The 18106-nt window shown below is 66.4% G+C and carries 20 protein-coding genes; 4 read left to right on the top strand and 16 right to left on the bottom strand.

Annotated features, from left to right (window positions below; all coding sequences use genetic code 11):
* Positions 1–57: 57 nt before the first annotated feature.
* From ACLBWL_RS05010 to ACLBWL_RS05000, 3 genes are all read left to right on the top strand, one after another.
* On the top strand, positions 58–234 hold the full coding sequence (locus ACLBWL_RS05010; RefSeq protein WP_447790767.1) for a hypothetical protein: 177 nt from the start codon (positions 58–60) through the stop codon (positions 232–234).
* Positions 235–454: 220 nt separating this feature from the next.
* Positions 455–1699, top strand: a complete 1245-nt coding sequence (locus ACLBWL_RS05005; RefSeq protein WP_447790765.1) for a putative DNA modification/repair radical SAM protein — start codon at positions 455–457, stop codon at positions 1697–1699.
* Between the two features lie 13 nt (positions 1700–1712).
* On the top strand, positions 1713–3098 hold the full coding sequence (locus ACLBWL_RS05000; protein WP_447790763.1) for a UdgX family uracil-DNA binding protein: 1386 nt from the start codon (positions 1713–1715) through the stop codon (positions 3096–3098).
* Between the two features lie 19 nt (positions 3099–3117).
* Here ACLBWL_RS05000 and ACLBWL_RS04995 read toward each other — a convergent pair whose 3' ends face one another.
* Entirely contained in the window at positions 3118–3915 is a 798-nt protein-coding gene (locus ACLBWL_RS04995) for an aldo/keto reductase (protein ID WP_447790762.1), read from the bottom strand.
* 80 nt (positions 3916–3995) lie between these two features.
* Between ACLBWL_RS04995 and ACLBWL_RS04990 the strand changes: the two genes are divergently transcribed.
* Positions 3996–4628: a DedA family protein gene (locus ACLBWL_RS04990; protein ID WP_447790760.1), complete on the top strand. Its 633-nt coding sequence runs from the start codon at positions 3996–3998 to the stop codon at positions 4626–4628.
* Here the strand turns inward: ACLBWL_RS04990 and ACLBWL_RS04985 are convergent.
* The 15 genes from ACLBWL_RS04985 to ACLBWL_RS04915 all read right to left on the bottom strand — a co-directional run bounded on the left by ACLBWL_RS04985 (position 4625) and on the right by ACLBWL_RS04915 (position 18041).
* Positions 4625–5326: a DJ-1/PfpI family protein gene (locus tag ACLBWL_RS04985; protein WP_447790758.1), complete on the bottom strand. Its 702-nt coding sequence runs from the start codon at positions 5324–5326 to the stop codon at positions 4625–4627. The two genes, ACLBWL_RS04990 and ACLBWL_RS04985, sit on opposite strands and share 4 nt — an antisense overlap.
* A 281-nt stretch (positions 5327–5607) precedes the next feature.
* Positions 5608–6117 carry a DUF2306 domain-containing protein gene (locus ACLBWL_RS04980; RefSeq protein WP_447790756.1) on the bottom strand — a complete coding sequence of 170 codons (510 nt, stop codon included), beginning with the start codon at positions 6115–6117 and terminating at the stop codon, positions 5608–5610.
* A 241-nt stretch (positions 6118–6358) separates the two neighbouring features.
* Entirely contained in the window at positions 6359–6880 is a 522-nt protein-coding gene (locus ACLBWL_RS04975) for a hypothetical protein (protein WP_447790754.1), read from the bottom strand.
* A gap of 31 nt (positions 6881–6911) precedes the next feature.
* Positions 6912–7445, bottom strand: a complete 534-nt coding sequence (locus ACLBWL_RS04970) for a demethoxyubiquinone hydroxylase family protein (protein ID WP_447790752.1) — start codon at positions 7443–7445, stop codon at positions 6912–6914.
* The gene (locus ACLBWL_RS04965; RefSeq protein ID WP_447790750.1) at positions 7442–7924 is read right to left on the bottom strand and encodes a disulfide bond formation protein B; all 483 of its coding nucleotides are present in this window, start codon (positions 7922–7924) and stop codon (positions 7442–7444) included. The genes ACLBWL_RS04970 and ACLBWL_RS04965 overlap by 4 nt, the downstream gene beginning before the upstream one ends.
* 20 nt (positions 7925–7944) lie before the next feature.
* Positions 7945–9333, bottom strand: coding sequence for a S41 family peptidase (locus ACLBWL_RS04960; RefSeq protein WP_447790748.1), 1389 nt, complete (start codon positions 9331–9333; stop codon positions 7945–7947).
* 287 nt (positions 9334–9620) lie between these two features.
* Entirely contained in the window at positions 9621–10793 is a 1173-nt protein-coding gene (locus ACLBWL_RS04955; protein WP_447790746.1) for a murein hydrolase activator EnvC family protein, read from the bottom strand.
* A 3-nt stretch (positions 10794–10796) separates the two neighbouring features.
* Positions 10797–11219: a 23S rRNA (pseudouridine(1915)-N(3))-methyltransferase RlmH gene (locus ACLBWL_RS04950; protein ID WP_447790744.1), complete on the bottom strand. Its 423-nt coding sequence runs from the start codon at positions 11217–11219 to the stop codon at positions 10797–10799.
* Between the two features lie 18 nt (positions 11220–11237).
* Entirely contained in the window at positions 11238–11645 is a 408-nt protein-coding gene (gene rsfS / locus ACLBWL_RS04945; protein ID WP_056061225.1) for a ribosome silencing factor, read from the bottom strand.
* Position 11646: 1 nt separating this feature from the next.
* Positions 11647–12306 carry a nicotinate-nucleotide adenylyltransferase gene (locus tag ACLBWL_RS04940; RefSeq protein WP_447790742.1) on the bottom strand — a complete coding sequence of 220 codons (660 nt, stop codon included), beginning with the start codon at positions 12304–12306 and terminating at the stop codon, positions 11647–11649.
* Between the two features lie 61 nt (positions 12307–12367).
* The gene (locus ACLBWL_RS04935) at positions 12368–12670 is read right to left on the bottom strand and encodes a hypothetical protein (RefSeq protein WP_447790740.1); all 303 of its coding nucleotides are present in this window, start codon (positions 12668–12670) and stop codon (positions 12368–12370) included.
* 138 nt (positions 12671–12808) lie between these two features.
* Positions 12809–14797, bottom strand: a complete 1989-nt coding sequence (gene ftsH, locus ACLBWL_RS04930) for an ATP-dependent zinc metalloprotease FtsH (RefSeq protein WP_447790738.1) — start codon at positions 14795–14797, stop codon at positions 12809–12811.
* A 116-nt stretch (positions 14798–14913) separates the two neighbouring features.
* The gene (gene tilS, locus ACLBWL_RS04925; protein WP_447790736.1) at positions 14914–15882 is read right to left on the bottom strand and encodes a tRNA lysidine(34) synthetase TilS; all 969 of its coding nucleotides are present in this window, start codon (positions 15880–15882) and stop codon (positions 14914–14916) included.
* 210 nt (positions 15883–16092) lie between these two features.
* Complete coding sequence (locus tag ACLBWL_RS04920; RefSeq protein ID WP_447790734.1) at positions 16093–17019, bottom strand: hypothetical protein; 927 nt, start codon at positions 17017–17019, stop codon at positions 16093–16095.
* 77 nt (positions 17020–17096) lie between these two features.
* Positions 17097–18041 carry a helix-turn-helix domain-containing protein gene (locus ACLBWL_RS04915; RefSeq protein WP_447790732.1) on the bottom strand — a complete coding sequence of 315 codons (945 nt, stop codon included), beginning with the start codon at positions 18039–18041 and terminating at the stop codon, positions 17097–17099.
* Positions 18042–18106: the final 65 nt, after the last annotated feature.

The raw sequence follows: 18106 nt of genomic DNA, 5'->3' as shown, positions 1-18106 counted from the left end.
CGATATTTTCGCATTATTTTGCCCGATTACGGCGCCGAATTGCGGTATAACAGGACTATGTTCTTCGACGAATCCAGCATCTGGCCGCGCAAGGAAGAGCTTCCGCCGCGCAAGCCCGTGTTCAAGCACGAGAAGGCGCTGACGCGGATCCTGCTGGTCTATCTGTTCCTGCTGCTGATCCTGCCCGTCAGCCTGGGCGGCGTGGTCGACCTGGTCCGCTATCTCTTCGATTGAAGAGGCGCTGTCCTACACGACACGACCCTGTCATCGTTCGGCGCACCCATCCGTCTTCATACGGTTATGCTCGTCAATCTCGGGCGCTGTAAAACCCGCGCCAGCGTCTGCACTTCCTGCACTTCACTTTTCGGTTCCGAAGAAAAGCAAGCCGGAACAGCGGCCTATATATTGATCTCGATCACTCGACGCCGCCTTCACCGGAACGTAAGACGAACACATGGCGCAACTCGATACCCGTGAGAAACTCGAGATTCTGGCCGATGCCGCCAAATACGATGCATCGTGTGCATCGTCCGGCACGACCAAGCGCAACTCGCGCGACGGCAAGGGTTTGGGGTCGACCGAAGGCATGGGCATCTGCCACGCCTATGCGCCCGACGGCCGATGCATCTCGCTACTCAAAATTCTGCTGACCAACAGCTGCATCTTCGACTGCCATTACTGCATCAACCGCAAGAGCTCGAACGTCCGCCGCGCCCGCTTCACGGCCAAGGAAGTCGTCGATCTGACCATCGCCTTCTACAAGCGCAATTACATCGAGGGTCTGTTCCTCTCGTCGGGCATCATCGCCTCGTCCAACTACACGATGGAGCAGATGGTCGAGGTCGCGCGGTCGTTGCGCGAGGACCACCATTTCCGCGGCTACATCCACCTCAAGACGATCCCCGATGCCGATCCCGAACTCGTCCACCAGGCCGGGCTGTATGCCGACCGCGTTTCGATCAACGTCGAGCTGCCGACCGCCAACGGCCTGAAGCGGCTAGCTCCCGAGAAGGACGGCGTCCGCATCGAGACCGCCATGGCCGAGGTGAAGGCCTCGATCATCGACGGCAGGGACGCCAAGGCAAAGTATAAGTCCGCGCCCAAGTTCGCCCCCGCCGGCCAGTCGACGCAGATGATCGTCGGCGCGGACGCAGCGACGGACGGCGATATCGTCCGGAAGGCATCGACGCTGTACGACCGGTTCGGCCTGCGGCGCGTGTATTATTCGGCGTTCAGCCCGATCCCGGATGCGAGTGCGGTGCTACCGCTGCAACGCCCGCCCTTGATGCGCGAGCACCGGCTGTACCAGTCCGACTGGCTGATGCGCTTCTACGAGTTCCAGCCGCACGAGGTGGTCGCCGCCGCCGACGACGCCACGGGTATGCTCCCGCTCGACATCGATCCCAAACTCGCCTGGGCGTTGAAATTCCGCGGCTCGTTCCCCGTCGACGTGAACCGCGCTCCGCGCGAGATGCTGCTTCGGGTCCCGGGGCTGGGAGTGAAAGCAGTCAACGGCATCCTTACGAGCCGGCGTTGGCGTCGGCTCCACCTTGCCGATATCGCCCGACTGACAGTGTCGGTCGCAAAGATCCGCCCGTTCATTATCGCCGAAGATTGGCGTCCGGTCGTCCTGTCCGACCGCGCCGAACTCCGCCCGATCGTCGCGCCGAAACCCAAGCAGATGGAAATGTTCGCGTGAGCCCGGCGAACACATGCGCGTCGTAACCCTTGCCGAACCCGACGACTTCGACGGTTGGCGCGATGCCGCTCGAGGACTGATCGCCGAAGACGTGCCGCCCGACGATGTTGTCTGGCAGGTCGGTGACGATCCGGTCGATCTCTTCGCCACCGTCGCGGAAGCCGCGCCGACCCCGGCTCCTGGTGCGTTCTCCGTCCCCCGCGCCTTCCTCGACCTTGCCCGCAGCGCCATCCTCGGCAGCGATCCCGAGCGGTTCGCGCTGCTGTACACGCTGCTCGCCCGCCTTCGCCGCGAGCCGAAACTGATCGAAGACCGCGCCGATCCGCTCGTCCGCCGGCTCGACCGGATCGTCAAGGACGTCCGCCGCGACATCCACAAGATGCGCGCCTTCCTCCGATTCCGCGAAGTCGAGGAAGACGTCGGCACGCGCTTCGTCGCGTGGTTCGAGCCGGACCACCACATCGTCCGCGCCAACGCCGCGTTCTTCGTCAACCGATTCGCCAGCATGCGCTGGTCGATCCTGACCCCCGAGGTGTCGATCCACTGGGACGGCAAGGCGCTCAGCGAAGGCCCCGGCGCGAGCAAGGCCGATGCCCCCGACGGCGATCCGACCGAGGAGGTGTGGAAGACCTATTACGCCAGCATCTTCAACCCGGCGCGCGTCAAGATCGGTGCGATGCTGAAGGAAATGCCGAAGAAATACTGGAAGAACATGCCCGAGACCGCGCTGGTGCCGGGTCTGCTCGCGGCGGCACAGGCGCGGGAGAGCGGGATGATTGCAAAGGCGCGCGACACGGTCGGTGGCAACAGCCTGATCGCATGGGAAGCTTTGCGCGACGAAGCGGCTGGCTGCACCCGGTGCCCACTCTACAAGCCGGCGACGCAGACCGTGTTCGGCGAGGGTCCCGTCGACGCGCCGCTAATGTTCGTCGGCGAGCAGCCTGGCGACCAGGAGGACATCGCCGGACGCCCGTTCGTCGGCCCCGCCGGCCAGATGTTCGACAAGGCGATGGCGGAGGCCGGTGTCGACCGATCGCGCGCCTACGTCACCAACGCGGTGAAGCATTTCAAGTTCGAGCAGCGCGGCAAGCGGCGGATCCATGCAAAGCCGGGCGCGGGCGAGATCGACGCGTGCCGCTGGTGGATCGAGCAGGAGCAGATGCTCATTAGGCCCAAGGTAACAGTGGCTTTGGGCGCGACCGCAGCGCGGTCGTTGTTCGGGAGGGTTATGACGATCGGGCGGGAGCGAGGCCGGGCGTTACAGCTGCCGGATGGTGGCGAGGCCTGGATCACGGTCCATCCGAGCTATCTGCTCCGGCTACCGGACCCGGCACAGGCGGCGGAGGAATATGCGCGGTTCGTCGAGGATCTGCGGACGGTGGGCGGACGGATCGCCTGATCCGCCCACCCGCTTGGTGTCACATGCTGTTCGGTTCGGGGCCAAGGCGGCCTGCTGGATCGTCAAGGGCCTCGATCGCGGCCATGTCTTCGTCGTCCAGCGTCAGGTCGAGCGCTGCGAAATTGTCCGCGAGATGCTCTGCGTCCGAGGCTTTCGGGATGACCGAGAAGCCGTTCGCCAGATGCCATGCGAGGATCACCTGCGCGGCGCTGCGGCCATGCTTGTCGGCGATGCGGACGATCGCTTCGTCCTGCAACAAGGTCTTGCCCTGGCCCAGTGGGCTCCAGCTCTGCGTCACGATGCCGTGGGCTTCGTGATACTTGCGCTGATTACGCTGCTGGAAGTTCGGGTGAAGTTCGATCTGGTTGACCGCGGGCGTCACGCCGGTCGCAGCGACGATCGCGTCGATGTGCTCGGGGAGGAAGTTCGACACGCCGATCGACTTGGCCTTTCCGGCATCGCGCAGGACGATCATCGCCTTCCACGCATCGACAAACTTGCCCTCGCTCGGGACCGGCCAATGCATCAGGTACAGGTCGACCGACTCGACACCGAGCAGAGCGAGACTCTCGTCCATCGCCGCTTCGGCGTCGCCCTGCCGGTCGTTCCACAGCTTGGTCGTGAGGAACGCGTCCGAGCCCTTGTAGCCGTCACCGACCCCGCGTTCGTTCTCGTAGATCGCGGCGGTGTCGACCAGCCGGAAGCCGATATCGAGCCCGGCGCGAACGATCGCTGCGGCCTGGCTGTCGGGGATCTGCCATGTGCCCATACCGAGTTGCGGCATCGTGCGGCCGTCGTTGAGTGTAAGATCTGTCATGCCGCAAACAGCGCACGACACGGCCGGCGGTTCCGATTGCCTCTTCCCTTCCGCGCCCGGTTCGCGCAATCGGCCGATCCATGTTCGAAAAGATTCTGGCGACCCTCGCCACCTTCACGATCGGCGTGATCTCGTCCGGTGGCTATGTCGGCATCGCGCTGTTGATGGCGATCGAAAGCGCGTGCATCCCGCTGCCGTCCGAGATCATCATGCCGTTCGCCGGCTATCTCGTCTCGACCGGTCGGTTCGATCTGTATCTCGCCGCCACCGCGGGCGCGATCGGGTGCAATCTCGGCTCGATCGTCGCGTATGAGATTGGCAAGCGTGGCGGCCGGCCGATGGCCGAGCGCTGGGGCAAATACCTGCTGATCGGTCCGGGCGAACTCGATGCCGCCGACCGGTTCTTCGGACGCTGGGGCAGCATAGCGGTACTGATCGGGCGCCTCCTGCCGGTGATCCGCTCGTTCATCGCCTTCCCCGCCGGCGTCGCGCGGATGAAGCTGGTGCCGTTCCACGTCTACACGTTCCTCGGATCGTGGCCGTGGTGCTTCGGGCTCGCCTGGGTCGGCATGAAGCTCGGCGACAAATGGGACAGCGATCCGCGCGTGAAGGCGGCATTCCATAGCGCCGACCTGCTGATCGGCGTGGTCCTGATCGCGCTCGTCGCCTTCTACATCTGGCATCGGGTCCGCGGGCTGAAGCGTCACCCTTAAGTATTTCGGGGGTAACCCCGGCGCTTTGCCAGCGCGCGGAGGTCGTCGTCGCGGGTCGGAGCGAGGGCTTGAACGCGACGCTGATAGCCCGCGACGATCTCGGCGTCGGCCTTCTCAGGCGAGCCGCTGTCGAACGGCGGTGCGGGATCATATTCGAGACTTAGCTGGACAGCCTTGGCATGCGCCTCGCCGCGGATGATCGCGGTCAGCGTAAGCGCGAAGTCGATCCCCGCGGTGACCCCGCCGCCGGTGACGCGGTTGCGATCGACCACGACGCGCGCGTCGACCGGGATCGCGCCGAACAGCGGCAGCATCTCGCGTTGCGCCCAGTGACACCCGGCGCGGTAGCCGTCGAGCAGCCCCGCCGCGCCGAGGATCAGCGAGCCGGTGCACACGCTCGTCACCCAGGTCGCGTCGGCGCCGATCGCCTCGACCCACGCCATCGCTTCGTCGTCGGCGATCACGGCGTTGATCCCGAAGCCGCCTGGAACGCACAGGATGTCGGCGCGCGGAACATCGGCAAAGGTTGCGGTCGGCAGGATCGAGAAGCCGGCATCGGTCGGGACCGGGTCGAGCGTCTTCCACACCAGATCTAGCCGGGCGTTGCCGAGCCGCGACAAGACCTGTGCGGGGCCGGTCAGGTCGAGCTGGGTCACGTTCGGAAACAGCAGGAAGGCGATGCTCAGCGGTTCGGTCATGCCGTTGCTCCCTGTGATAGGCTCTCACGATCGAGAATCGCGACAGCGCTCCGGATTAGCTTAACTCGCTGAATACCAAGGCGAGTCCAGCAACGTCCGAGGCGCGCGCGCGAGTGAAGTGCAGAAAGTGCAGACGCTGGTGCAGCATTTTCCCCTACGCCCGGCGCCCTGTAGGGGACGGTTCTGGCGAATGCGCTGCGGGTGGCTGCCGTCATCATTCGCGCATCATGCCACCCCCTCTGCCTGTAGGACAGTTAGGTCTGAAACGGCGGGCGCGGGTGTCAGGCGAACAACCACGTACCGAGCATGCGCCCGAACGGGAAGGTGAACACGCCCGCGATCAGCAATGCGCCGGTGACCATACCGCGTACGCTGGTACGGTGCCGTGCGAGGTCGTGGCTACGGGCCGACCACCAGATGATCGGGACCTGGACTAGCGTGAAGATCGACAGGAGGTGGATGATGCCGAAGCCGCCGGTGCTGGTCCGGATGCCGAACGAGGCGAGCGCGGTGGCGAGCATCGCAACGACCCAGATCGTGCCGAGCGCGCGGTGCGGGCGGTCGCCGCGTTTACGCAGCAGCATGATCGGGGTGAGCGCCAGCGCGACGATGATCGTGGCGAGGTGGAACCAGACGATCGTCGGGACCTCGGGCCAGTGCGGGCGGCCGCGGACCAGCGCGGTCATGACGGCGGCGAGGAGGAGGATCGCGGCGTAGCCTAGGAGCTTTTCGTAGCCGTCGGCAGCGATCGGTCGCGGACGGGTTTTTCGTTTTCCGAGTGTTAGCGCCATGCGTTTGCCCCTTATGTCCCATGGGACGGTACGGGGAGCGCAGAGCGGACGCCAGGGGGACATCCTGGTGGCGCGTGCTTGAGGCATAGCCAACTTCTGAACGTCCTCCCCTCCCTGGAAGGGAGGGGTTGGGGGTGGGTTGGCCTGCTCGTGATACCAACGGTGCCGCTGGCGGACGCCGACCCACCCCCCGCCCCTCCCTTGCAGGGAGGGAGGTAGGGCGCTCTCTCTTGCGATGACTTTACGGGAGGACGGGTACTTCCGCTGCCCGCGTCTTGTTCTCCAGGCGGGACTCCCTCACGCGCTGGCCGAAGCAGCCGGTGGCGCCGCCAGCGCCGACGGCGGAGCAGCTGCCGATCGTGTTGACGCCCGAGCCTGCATCCATCGTGCCCTGTGCCTTGGTCGCCCAGCTGGCATTTTCCGGCGTCACGACGAACTCGCGGAGTTCCTTGGGGACGCGGTATTGCTCCTGCGCGCTGCGGCGGACGCAGACGACGATCTCGTCGCCATTGGCGTTGGTCGGGCAGCGCTCGTTGCCGAACAGCGTGAGGACCCCGTTGATCGGCGCATTGCGCGATACCTGTGGTGGCGCTTCAACCGGTTTGGGCTTGGCGATCACACCCGGAAGCGCCGGCGCTTGAGCAGACGCCTTGGCGGGCAGCTGTGCGAGCGTCGGACCGGCGTTCGGCGTCGACATCGGCTTGGCCGTTTGAGCGACCGCGGGTCCGGCGACGAGCAATGCCGCCGCAAAAAGCATCTTCATACGCATCACTCCCACGCGCCTGCTACGCTTGTTATATTCGTTTGGCTGTCGCGATAGCGACCTTGCAGCCGAGCCGGATCACCGCGCTGAGCACCGGATACCCCGGCGTCTCTTCCGCCCCCGCGGCGATCGCGGTGGCCTTGTGTTCGAGTTCCTCGGCCTGGAAATCGATAATCGCTGCGGATAGCTCCGGATCGCTGGCGCCAAGCTGAACGAGCTGTTCTTCGTAATGCTTGTCGATCTCGGTCTCGACCGCCGCGGTGCACGCCATCGCAGCCCGCGGGCTGATCGCGGCGGTTACCGCGCCGAGCGCGAAGCCGGCCACCTTCCAGATCGGCTGCAACACCGTGGGCCGCACGCGGCGCTCGACGATCATCTTGTCGAAAAACGCGCGGTGGCGTTCCTCCTGCTGCGCCATGTGGTGGATCGAGCGCGAGGCCGGGTGACGGTCGCCGAGCACGGCCAACTGGCCCGCATAGATGCGGATCGCGCCGTATTCGCCGGCCTGGTCGACCCGGATCATCGAATCGGTGGCCCGCTTGGCGTCTCCTGGCTTCCAGCTCATCTCGTCTTCCTCATGAGTGCGAATATGGTGACCGCACCGGCGAGGGAAAAGATGGCGTTGAAGCCGGCGAGCGAGATCCCGAGCAATTTCCATTGTGGTGAATCACAGCGGACCATCGGCGCGTTCATGATCGCGGCGAGGCGTTCGGCCGCGGTGGTGCCGGCCATCGAGACGGTCGTGGTGCAGGCGGTGAAGCCGTTCCACCAGTGATATTCGACGCCGGCATGCGCGACGCCGATCAGCCCGCTGAGGCCGATCAGCAACCCGGCGATGATGACCAGCGTGGCGCGTAGCGAGCGACCCGGTACCAGGAAGGTCGCGCCGGCGACGAGCACAGCCGCGTAATGCGGCCAGCGCTGCCAATGGCACATCTCGCACGGATACAGCCCGCCGAGATACTGCGAGCCGAGCGCGCCGAGCAGGAGGAATGCCGGCAGCAGCAGCGCGATGGCGCGCGCGATCTCTTCGTTCTTGGTCATGCCCAACCCGCGACGCACGCTCACTTGGTGGGCGCCTTGGTGGCGTCAGTGGGATCGGGCTTGATCGGGCGCGGCTTGGTGGCGGCGGCGACCTGCGTTGCCCCGCCGAGGCGCGCGACGGTCTTCAGCGCGTAATAGAGCTGGAAGTCGTCGATGCCCTGCTTCTTCAACTGGTCGGGCGTCTGCGAGAAGCGGGGATCGGTCTTGGTATCCTCCTCGAGCACCGCGTTGTCCGCTTTCACCTCGTTGATCAGATGTTTCCGGAGATCGGCCTCGCGGAACACCGGGCGCGACTTGTAGTCGGGATCGGTGAGCTGCGGCACCTTGATGTCGGGCTCGATCCCGCCCTCCTGCACCGACCGACCGGATGGCGTGAAGTAGCGTGCGGTGGTCAGGCGGAGCGCGGTCTCAGGGCCGAGCTGGAGCACGGTCTGGACCGAGCCCTTGCCGAAGCTGCGCTCGCCCATGATCAGCGCGCGGTGGTGATCCTGGAGCGCGCCGGCGACGATCTCGGACGCGGACGCGGTGCCGGGATCGGTGAGGACGACGACCGGCAGGCCGTGCGCGTCGTCGCCGGGCTTGGCGTAATAACGCTCGATATCGGTCTTCTCGCGACCGCGCTGCGAGACGATCTCGCCGTGGTCGAGGAACGCGTCGCTGACTTCGATCGCCTGGGTCAGGAGCCCGCCGCCATTCTCGCGGAGGTCGACGACATAGCCGAGCGGGCGGTGGCCGAGCGACTTGTCGATCGCCATGATCGCCGCGCGGGTGTCGGCGCCGGTGTTCTCGCTGAAGGTGTTGATGTTGATGTAACCGACGTCGCCGCGGACTTCCCACTTCACCGGCTTCTGGACGATGATCTCGCGCGTCATCGTCACGTCGAGCGGCTTGTCGCGGCCGGGACGGACGAGGCCGAGCGTGATCTTGCTGCCGGGCTTGCCGCGCATCTTGCCGACCGCTTCGTCGAGCGAATCGCCGTAGATCAGCTTGCCGTCGATATGCGTGATGTAGTCGCCGGACTTGACGCCGGCGCGGGCGGCGGGGGAGTCTTCCTGCGGGGAGACGACCTTGATCGCGCCGTCCTCCATCTGCACCGTGAGCCCCAGGCCGCCGTAATTGCCTTCGGTCATGATCCGCAGGTTTTCGTAGTCGAGCGCGTCGACATAGCTGGAGTGCGGATCGAGGCTGGCGAGCATGCCCTGGATCGCGCCCTTGATCAGCGTCTTGTCATCGACCTTGTCGACATATTCCGCCTTCACGCGGTTGAACACGTCGAGGAACTGGTCGAACTCGCGGTACGTGTCGGTGTCGACCGCCGCCATCGCAGAGGTGGCGAGCGGGATCAGCGTCAGCGCGCCGACAATCGCCGTCGCGGTAAGGATCGGGGTACGCAGTATAGGACGAGGCATCGATAGTCCTGCAACCTGAGAAAAGACGTGTCGTACGGTCGTGACGGCGTAGCGTAGCGGAACGCTGGCGGCAACGCGCGCGCGGAGTGAAGGCGCGTGGGGGTTAACGGGGGCTGACCGGGGCGTCCTTTTCGATCCTCCCCCGCCAGGGGGAGGTGGCTGGCGCTTGCCAGACGGAGGGGGAGGTAAGCGAAACAGAGGTTCCGTGTCCTCCCCCTCCGTCACCTTCGGCGACACCTCCCCCTGGCGGGGGAGGATCGAAACGCGGCGCCCGTCCTATCAGCCGATCAGCGCGGCCCTATCAGCGATGCCGCATCGACCGGGCGGCCCTGGCGACGGAGTTCGACGATGATGCGCGGGTCTTCGCGGGGGGCGATGCCAAGAGGCGCGCCCATCGCGACGCGGTCTCCGGGTTTGGCCGCGGTTGCAGCCAGACCGGTGATGAGGCTCGTCCAACCGTCGGCGTGGTCGATGATGACGATGACACCGTAATCGCGGAAGCGACGCGCGTAGCGGATCGTCCCTGCGGCGGGGGCGACGACGCGCGCGCTTGGAACGGTGGCGAACGTCAGCCCGCGTGATCGGACGCCGGAGTCCGAGATTTCGTCGAAACCGGTGACGAGCTTGCCCGCTACCGGCGCCCGATACACGCCGCTCGGGGGCGGGGGCGGCGTCGTATCCGGCGCGATCGGGCGCGGGATCGGGCCGGCAAGCGCGATCAGGGCGGCGGCGGTCGCCTTGGCGTTGGTGGTGGCGGCCATCCCGTCGACGAGATCGCGCGCGCGTTCGCCGAGCGCCAGCGCGCGGTCCGACTCGCTGAGCGCCCCTCGGCCGAGCGTCCGGCTACGCTGGCGATGATGGGCTTCGAGGGTAGCCAACGCGACGCGGTCGTTCTCCAGACGCGCGCGGCTGTCGGAAAGCGCCTTGGCGGCGAGCGTCGCGCTCGCCTGCAAACGTCGGGTCTCGGCGAGTTCGGTGTGGACCGCCTCGGTACGCTGGCGGACGACGGGGAGCGCGCTGCCCAGCACCGCACGGACATGGACGAGGTCGTCGACCGATCCCGGCTGGGCGACCGCGACGATCGTCGGGCGACGGGCAAGCGACTCCAGCGCCGCGAGCAGACGCGCGACGGGGGCCTGCGCGCGACCGAGCCTGGCGCGCTGATCGGTTAGCAAGCGTTCGACCAGGGTCACACGGGCACTAGCGGTGGCAAGGTTCGCTTCGGCAGCAGCGACGCGCGCAGCCAGCGCCTGCTCCTCACGGCGCGCCTTGTCGGCGGCGTTGCGTTCCTGGGTGGCCGCGGCGGCGAGTTTGGCGGCGCGGGCGGCGGCGAGCGCGGCGTCGCGTTTCGCCGCGACGAGGCGTTGCTGCTCGGTCGCCAGTTCGGGCGCGTCAGTCTGCGCGGTTACGCCCGCCGCCGCGAACAGCGCCGCGATCGCCATGACGCCCCCTGCCCTCATGCATCACCCTTCGCGGTGATAGGGGTGGTTGGCAAGGATGCTGGTCGCACGGAAGAGTTGTTCGGCAAGCATCGCGCGGGCGAGCAGATGCGGCCAGGTCGCGCGGCCGAACGAGAAGAGCAGGTCCGCCTCGTCGCGCGCCGCGTCGTCGAAGCCGTCAGCAGCCCCGATCATGAACCGCGCCTCGCGCACGCCGTCGTCGCGCCATCGCTCGAGCTTTTGCGCGAACTGCGTCGAGGACAGTGTCTCGCCCTTCTCGTCGAGCAGGACGCGCTTGGTCTGCTCGCCGACGAGTGGGATCTTGCCGCCGGTGTCGGGGAGCTCGCTGACCTTGGTCGGCCAGGCGATCCGCTTCAGATAGCGGTCGACGAGATCGGCCTCGGGCGAGCGCCCGATCCGACCGCGGGCGACGATGTGGAGCAGCACCGCCGCCTCTAGGTCGGTTTAGTCTTCGTCGGTGAAGGTCGGCACGGGTGGCGGCGCCGGTGCGTCGCCAAACGCCCACATCCGCTCCAGATTGTAGAAGCTGCGGACTTCGGGGCGGAACAGGTGGACGATGACGTCAGTCGCGTCGATCAACACCCAGTCAGCCGTGGGGAGCCCCTCGATCTTCACCGGACGCTTGAACTCGGCCTTGATCCGCTCGGCCAGCTTCTGCGCCATCGAGGCGACCTGGCGGGTCGAGCGACCGCTGGCGATCACCATGTAATCGGCGATGCTGGTCTTGCCCGCGAGCGGGATCGAGATGGTCTCGACCGCCTGGTCGTCGTCGAGCGACGCGAGGATCAGGCGATGCAGCGCCTCAACCTCTTCGGGGTCGGTCGCGCGAGGGGCAGTAGGGGAAGTGGCCAAGTCAGCTCCTGGGTAAGACTACCGGACCAGCAACATGCTGAACCCAGTCGGGATTTTTGGCACGCAGGCCGGTTGCGGAGGTCGGGTCGGGTCGGAAGCGCAACAGCACGAGGGCCGGCAATCTCCACGTCGTCCAGCTCTTCGCATGGTCTGTGCGCCGTTGGAAGCGCCGCAGCCAACCCATCGCGGGGGCCGCGAGGGCGCGCCCGTCATATCCCGGCCGCGCGATTACCGCAATCGGAACCTCGCGGGCGATCTGCCGCCAGTTCTTCCAGCGGTGAAAGTCGGCGAGATTGTCCGCCCCCATCAGCCAGATGAACCGGATTTTCGGGTAGCGCCGCTTGAGCTTGCGGATCGTGTCGAGCGTGTAGCGGGTATGGAGCCGGGCCTCAATGTCGGTCGCGCGGATCGGCGCGCGGCGCGCCATGCGCCGGGCGGACGCGAGGCGCGCGGGCAGCGGCGCCATGTCGTTGGCGGCATCCTTGAGCGGGTTGCCGGGAGACACCAGCCACCACGCCTCGTCGAGTGCGAGCGCATTGATCGCCGAGAGCGTGATGCCGCGATGACCGCGATGCGCGGGATTGAACGACCCGCCGAGAATGCCGACGTGGGTCAAATCCCGGCACAGCAAAAGCGGATGGTAAAAAGCCAAGGCGAGCAAAACATTAATCGACGGTATGGCCAGATACGTCGGTTATCAACACGGCAGCATGCCGGGCGGCTCAGCTGCAGGGAAAACGCTTCGCCAGCACACGCGCGTACCCGTCCTTGAGCGGGCGCTTCTGATCGGCGGCGGGCAGCTGCGCCAGTCCGTCGAGCATATCCATGATGCCGACTGTCTCGCCCTCGGGAACGCACGCGATCGGGGGCTTGCCGGCAGCCGCGCGGGCGGCGCGTTCGGCCTTGAGCTGGTTGGTTGCAGCCTTGGCTTCGGCCTTCAGCACAGGCAGATCGGGCGACATCAGCGCCATCGGGCCCTGGTCACGTAAAGCATTGGCGCGGGCGAGGAAGGCGCCGACGGTCATCGCTGCGCTCGCCGGCATCGCCACGCTAACCATAAGAACCGCTGCGACTACAGCCTTGGAACGCGAATACGACATGGGCGGCCTTTCCGAGAAAAGACCGCCCATAGAGTTACTTAGGTGACTGCCGGGTGAACCGGATCACGCCCCTAGCGGAGACGGCGTCCCGAACGGTCCGCTCGGGCGCCGTGTCTTGGGGATCGACGTACCCGCACGCGGGACAGTCGATGCCTTCGCACCAGGGTCCGGACGATCGAGATCCTCGCCAGCGATCAGCTTCTTGATCTCGTCGCCGGTCAGCGTCTCGAATTCGAGTAGCGCACCAGCGACGGTGTGGAGCTGATCCACGTGGTCGCTCAGCACCTGCTTGGCACGGTCAAGACCACCTTCGACGATCCGCTTGATCTCGTCGTCTATCAGCTGCGCGGTCTGATTCGACATGCGCGACGGACGGCTCGACGAGTAACCGAGGAACGACTCACCCTCCGGCTCGCCATATTCGAGCGGGCCAACCTTGTCCGACATGCCCCAGCGCGTGACCATGTCGCGGGCAAGACCCGTGGCGTACTGGATGTCGCCGGACGCGCCCGACGAGACCTTGTCGTAGCCGAAGATGACTTCCTCGGCGACGCGGCCACCCATCGACACCGCGAGGTTCGCGTACATCTTGTCGCGGTGATAGCTGTACGAGTCGCGCTCCGGCAGCCGCATGACCATGCCCAGCGCACGACCGCGCGGGATGATCGTCGCCTTGTGGATCGGATCCGAGGCAGCCTCGTGCATCGCGACGACGGCGTGGCCGGCCTCGTGATACGCGGTCATCCGCTTCTCGTCGTCGGTCATGACCATGCTGCGACGCTCGGCGCCCATCATGACCTTGTCCTTGGCCTCCTCGAACTCGGCCATCGCCACCAGACGCTTGCCCTTGCGCGCCGCGTGCAGCGCCGCCTCGTTGACGAGGTTGGCGAGATCGGCACCCGAGAAGCCGGGCGTGCCGCGTGCAATGACGCGAGCGTCGACGTCGGGGGCGAGCGGCACCTTCTTCATGTGCACTTCGAGGATCTTGATGCGACCCTCGATATCCGGCCGCGGCACGGTGACCTGGCGATCGAAGCGGCCCGGACGCAGCAGCGCAGGATCGAGCACGTCCGGACGGTTGGTCGCGGCGATGATGATGATGCCTTCGTTCGCCTCGAAGCCGTCCATCTCGACCAGCAGCTGGTTCAGCGTCTGCTCGCGCTCATCGTTGCCGTTGCCGAGGCCGGCACCGCGATGACGACCGACCGCGTCGATCTCGTCGATGAATACGATGCAGGGTGCGGACTTCTTGGCCTGCTCGAACATGTCGCGGACACGGCTCGCGCCGACGCCGACGAACATCTCGACGAAATCGGAACCCGAGATCGTGAAGAACGGCACGCCAGCCTCACCCGCGATCGCGCGCGCGAGCAGCGTCTTGCCGGTACCCGGCGAGCCCACCAGCAACGCGCCCTTGGGGATCTTGCCGCCGAGGCGAGCGAACTTGGTCGGGTCCTTGAGGAACTCGACGATCTCTTCGAGCTCTTCGCGCGCTTCGTCGATGCCAGCAACGTCCTGGAAGGTGACCTTGCCTTCCTTCTGCGTCAGCATCTTCGCGCGGCTCTTGCCGAAACCCATCGCGCCGGAGCCCGAATTCTTCTGCATCTGTTTCAGGACGAAAAACGCGATACCGAGGAACAGCAGGAACGGCAGCGACTGATACAGCAGCAGCGCCAGCATCGACGGGCCCTCCTCGGGCTTTGCGCTGATCGATACGCCCTTCTCACGCAGCTTCGGCACGAGCGTCGAATCGGGGATCGGATACGCCTTGAACTTCTCGCCCGACGACAAGGTACCCGAGATCATGTCCCGTGAGATGTTGACGTCCTTGACGGTGCCCTCATCGACCTTATCGAGGAAGGCCGAATACGCGATCGTGTTACCACCCGTCGTCGCCGTGCGGCCATCGAACATGGTCACGAACAGCGCCAGCGCCAGCAGGATGCCGACCCAGATCAAGAGGCTTTTCATCCAGGGATTGCCGCCGCCGTTCTCGGGGCCGCCGTTTCCGGGTCCCTGTGGCTTCTGACCGCGGTTGTCGTTGTCGCTCATGGGTGCACGATACCTTTCAGCGCACAAGATAAGCGTGCGCAGGTTAATGGCAATGGAACAACGCGCGACTTGCGTTGATCAGTGTGAACGGACGGTCACGTTACCCGACGTGGTCCCTAGACGGCGATGCTGCGAGGTGGCGCCTCGCGGAACCGCCAGACAGTGCCGCGGACGCTGGCGATGATCCCGGCCTGGGTGCTGCGCTTGCCGGCCATAAGCGAGTCCAGCAGCTTTTCGATGTTGGCGGCATCGCTCCAGTCGGGGGTCGCGATGCCGGCGTCGGCGCGAACCATGCCAATCGCGCGACGAGCCAGCCGGCGGAGGATTTCACGCGGCAGGTGTTCCACCGACAGCTTGACCTCGCCGCCGCCGAGCTTGGCGCGTTCGGTCCAGATCCAGTCGACCATCGCGCGGACATCGGTGTCGGTTTCGGCGAGCGCGGCGGCGGCGCGCGCAAGATTGGGGGTGCCGAGCCATTCGTTCTCGCCGAGCAACCGGCGGAACCGCGTGCGATCGTGCCGATCGTCATGGTTCGATGGATCGTCGAAGAACGGCACTTCGCCGCGGCGGACGATCGCGCGGAGTTCGGCGCGCCGCCAGTCGAGCAGCGGGCGGATCACGATGACTCCGTGGATCTCCGTACGCGCGCGGACTCCGGCGAGGCCGGCGAGGCCGGAACCGCGGGCGGCGCGCATGAGGAACGTCTCGGCCTGGTCGTCGGCGTGATGCCCGGTGACCAGCGCCCCTGCCCCGATCGCGCGGGCGTGATCGGTGAGCAGCGCGTACCGGGTGGTGCGCGCCTGTGCCTGGATGCTGGCGCCGGTGATCGGTTCGCTGGGGGCGAGCGTGGCGTGGGGAATGCCGAGCATCGCGCAGTGCGCGGCGACCATCGCGGACTCTTCCACCGCTTCGGGGCGGAGGCGGTGGTCGATGCTGGCGACCGTGAAGCCGGGGGGGAGCGCTTCGTGTGCGAGTGTGAGCATCGCCATGCTGTCGGGACCGCCCGAGACGGCGAACAGCGGGTTGGTGATGTCGCTGGCTAGCCGCGCGAAGTCGGCGGCGAAGCGGCGGCCTTCTTCGGTCATGCGAAGAGCATCCTGCGAGTAGAGCGGTCACCCCGGCGGAGGCCGGGGCCGAATTGGGGGACGATGATGACCGAGTACGCTCCCCTGTTACGCTGACCTTCCCAATTGAGCCCCGGCCTCCGCCGGGGTGGTGCTGGTGTGCGACGTGAAGTCACGAACAAGGGATCACACACAAGCGTTAGAGGATCAGTTACCTGCACTTCGGGTCGCTTACTTGCACTTCGCCGCACTGCGCCCGGCGGCGACCTGGCCCTTCATCGCCGCCGCCATCTTCGCGCCGTAGACGTCGTTCAGCTCGTCATACACCTTGCAGGCATCGGCCGGCTTATTGAGCTTGGTCAGGGCCTGGCCGAGGTACAGCAGGCTGTCGGGCGCACGCTCGCCATCGGGCATCTTCTTGTAATTGTCGTAGAACGCCATCGAGGCGAGGCTCGGCTTGCCCTCGTCGAGATACGCGCGACCGAGCAGGTTCTGCGCATAGCTGGCGCGCTTGCTCTTGGGATAGTCGGCGACGACCTTCTTCAACTGCGCCTCGGCCTGCGGGTATTGCTTGGCCGCCCACAGCCGGTAGCCGTACATATACTCGTCCTCGGCGGGGTCGCCGGTCGACGGCTTCTCGACCGCGACCTTGGTCGGCGTCGGCGTGGCGGCGTCGGGCCTGGATGCCGAATCGGGCCGGTTGGACGGACGCGACGGGCCGCTCGACGAATCGTCGGATTCGATCGGACCGCCAGACCCCGTCGCGATCGGCGCGGGGCCGGTCTCGAGCGACTTCACCCGTGCGTCGTTGGTGCGACGATAGGTGTCGAACGCATCCTGCAACTGACGCGTCCGGTTCTGGTTCTGCTCGATCTGCTCGGTGAGCGAGGTCATCTGCTGTTCCAGCGACGTGACGCGTTGCGACAGGTCGACGATCGCGCTAGTCGCGGGCGAGCCGGGTCCGGGGCCTTGCTCGGCTTGCGGCGCACGGACTTCGGGCTGGAGCATCTGGCCGGCACCGCCGGGGAACACCTTGCGCTGGACCGCGCGCATTTCGCTTTCGAGCTTGCCGACGCGGCCTTCGACGTTTTGCGCCTGTGCGGGACCTGCCGAGAGAACGGCCAGGGCGCTGACGCCGATCAGAATGGATTTACGCATTGGGTTCACCCCCCGGTGAAGTGGTTAATCGGGCAGGTATACCTGTATCATCGATCCTGTCGCCAGCCTTAAGGCGCTTAGTCACCCGGGGGCGGATTGGCAGCGGAGACGAGATTGGCGCGCTGCGTCTCGGTCAGGCGACGCGCAGGTCGCGGACGGCTCGCGCGGCGGGCCTCCGACGTCGGGCGCGACGGGGACGCGGTCGACGATGCCGACGTCGCCGGTTCGGGCGCCGCCGCAAGACGCGCCGCGATCGCCGGGGCACCGATCCGCACGTCCTTGATCGCGCGTTCGCCGGTGCCCAGCGGGGGCACAGTGGCGCCGTTGAGCGTCACCGCGAGCTTGTCGGCACGGCCGATGTTGATCATCGGATCCTTCGCGTCGCGCGGCACGTCGAACTTGTCGCCCGGCTTCATCGTTCCGAGGTACAGCGTCTTGTTGTCGGCGTCGTAGACCCGCATCCACACATCGTCCGACGCGGTCAGCGTGACCTGACCATTGGCGGGAGACGGCGCGGCGGGCACCGACTGCGCGGTCTTGGCGGCGGGCGCGACCGGCGTTTCCGCGACCGGCACATCGGCGGGCGACGTCCTGGCGCCGCGGAACATGTCGGTCCCGTACCACAGACCGACCAGCACCAGCACCGCGATCGCGATCCCCAGCGCGACGATCGTGATCCCGCGCGACGGCACGCGCGACGGATCGGTCATCTCATAGGGTTCGTACTCGGGCGTCCGGCGACCGAGCTTGGCGACGTCGCCGCGGACCATCTGCGCGATCGATACTTCGTCGACGCCGACCGCCCGCGCATAGGCGCGCGCGAAACCGACCGCATAGGTCGACGACGGCAACAGGCTGTAGTCCGAAGCCTCGATCGCCTCGAGATGGCGGACCGGCACCCGGGTCCGCGTCGCGATATCGGCGACGCTGAGCCCCTGCGCCTCGCGTGCGGTACGAAGAATGTCGCCAGCACGCTCGGTCGGAGCGGGCACAGCGTTCTGGCCGGGTTCGACCTCGTCCATTCTTATCTCCGAAACCGGGCTCTCACAGCGTCGCCCGCTATGGTTTCCGTTTCTACGACGCTCTG

The organism is Sphingomonas sp. M1A8_2b (assembly GCF_053345535.1).
The sequence above is the reverse complement of the archived record's forward strand: the minus strand, read 5'-3'. Positions and strand labels throughout refer to the sequence as shown.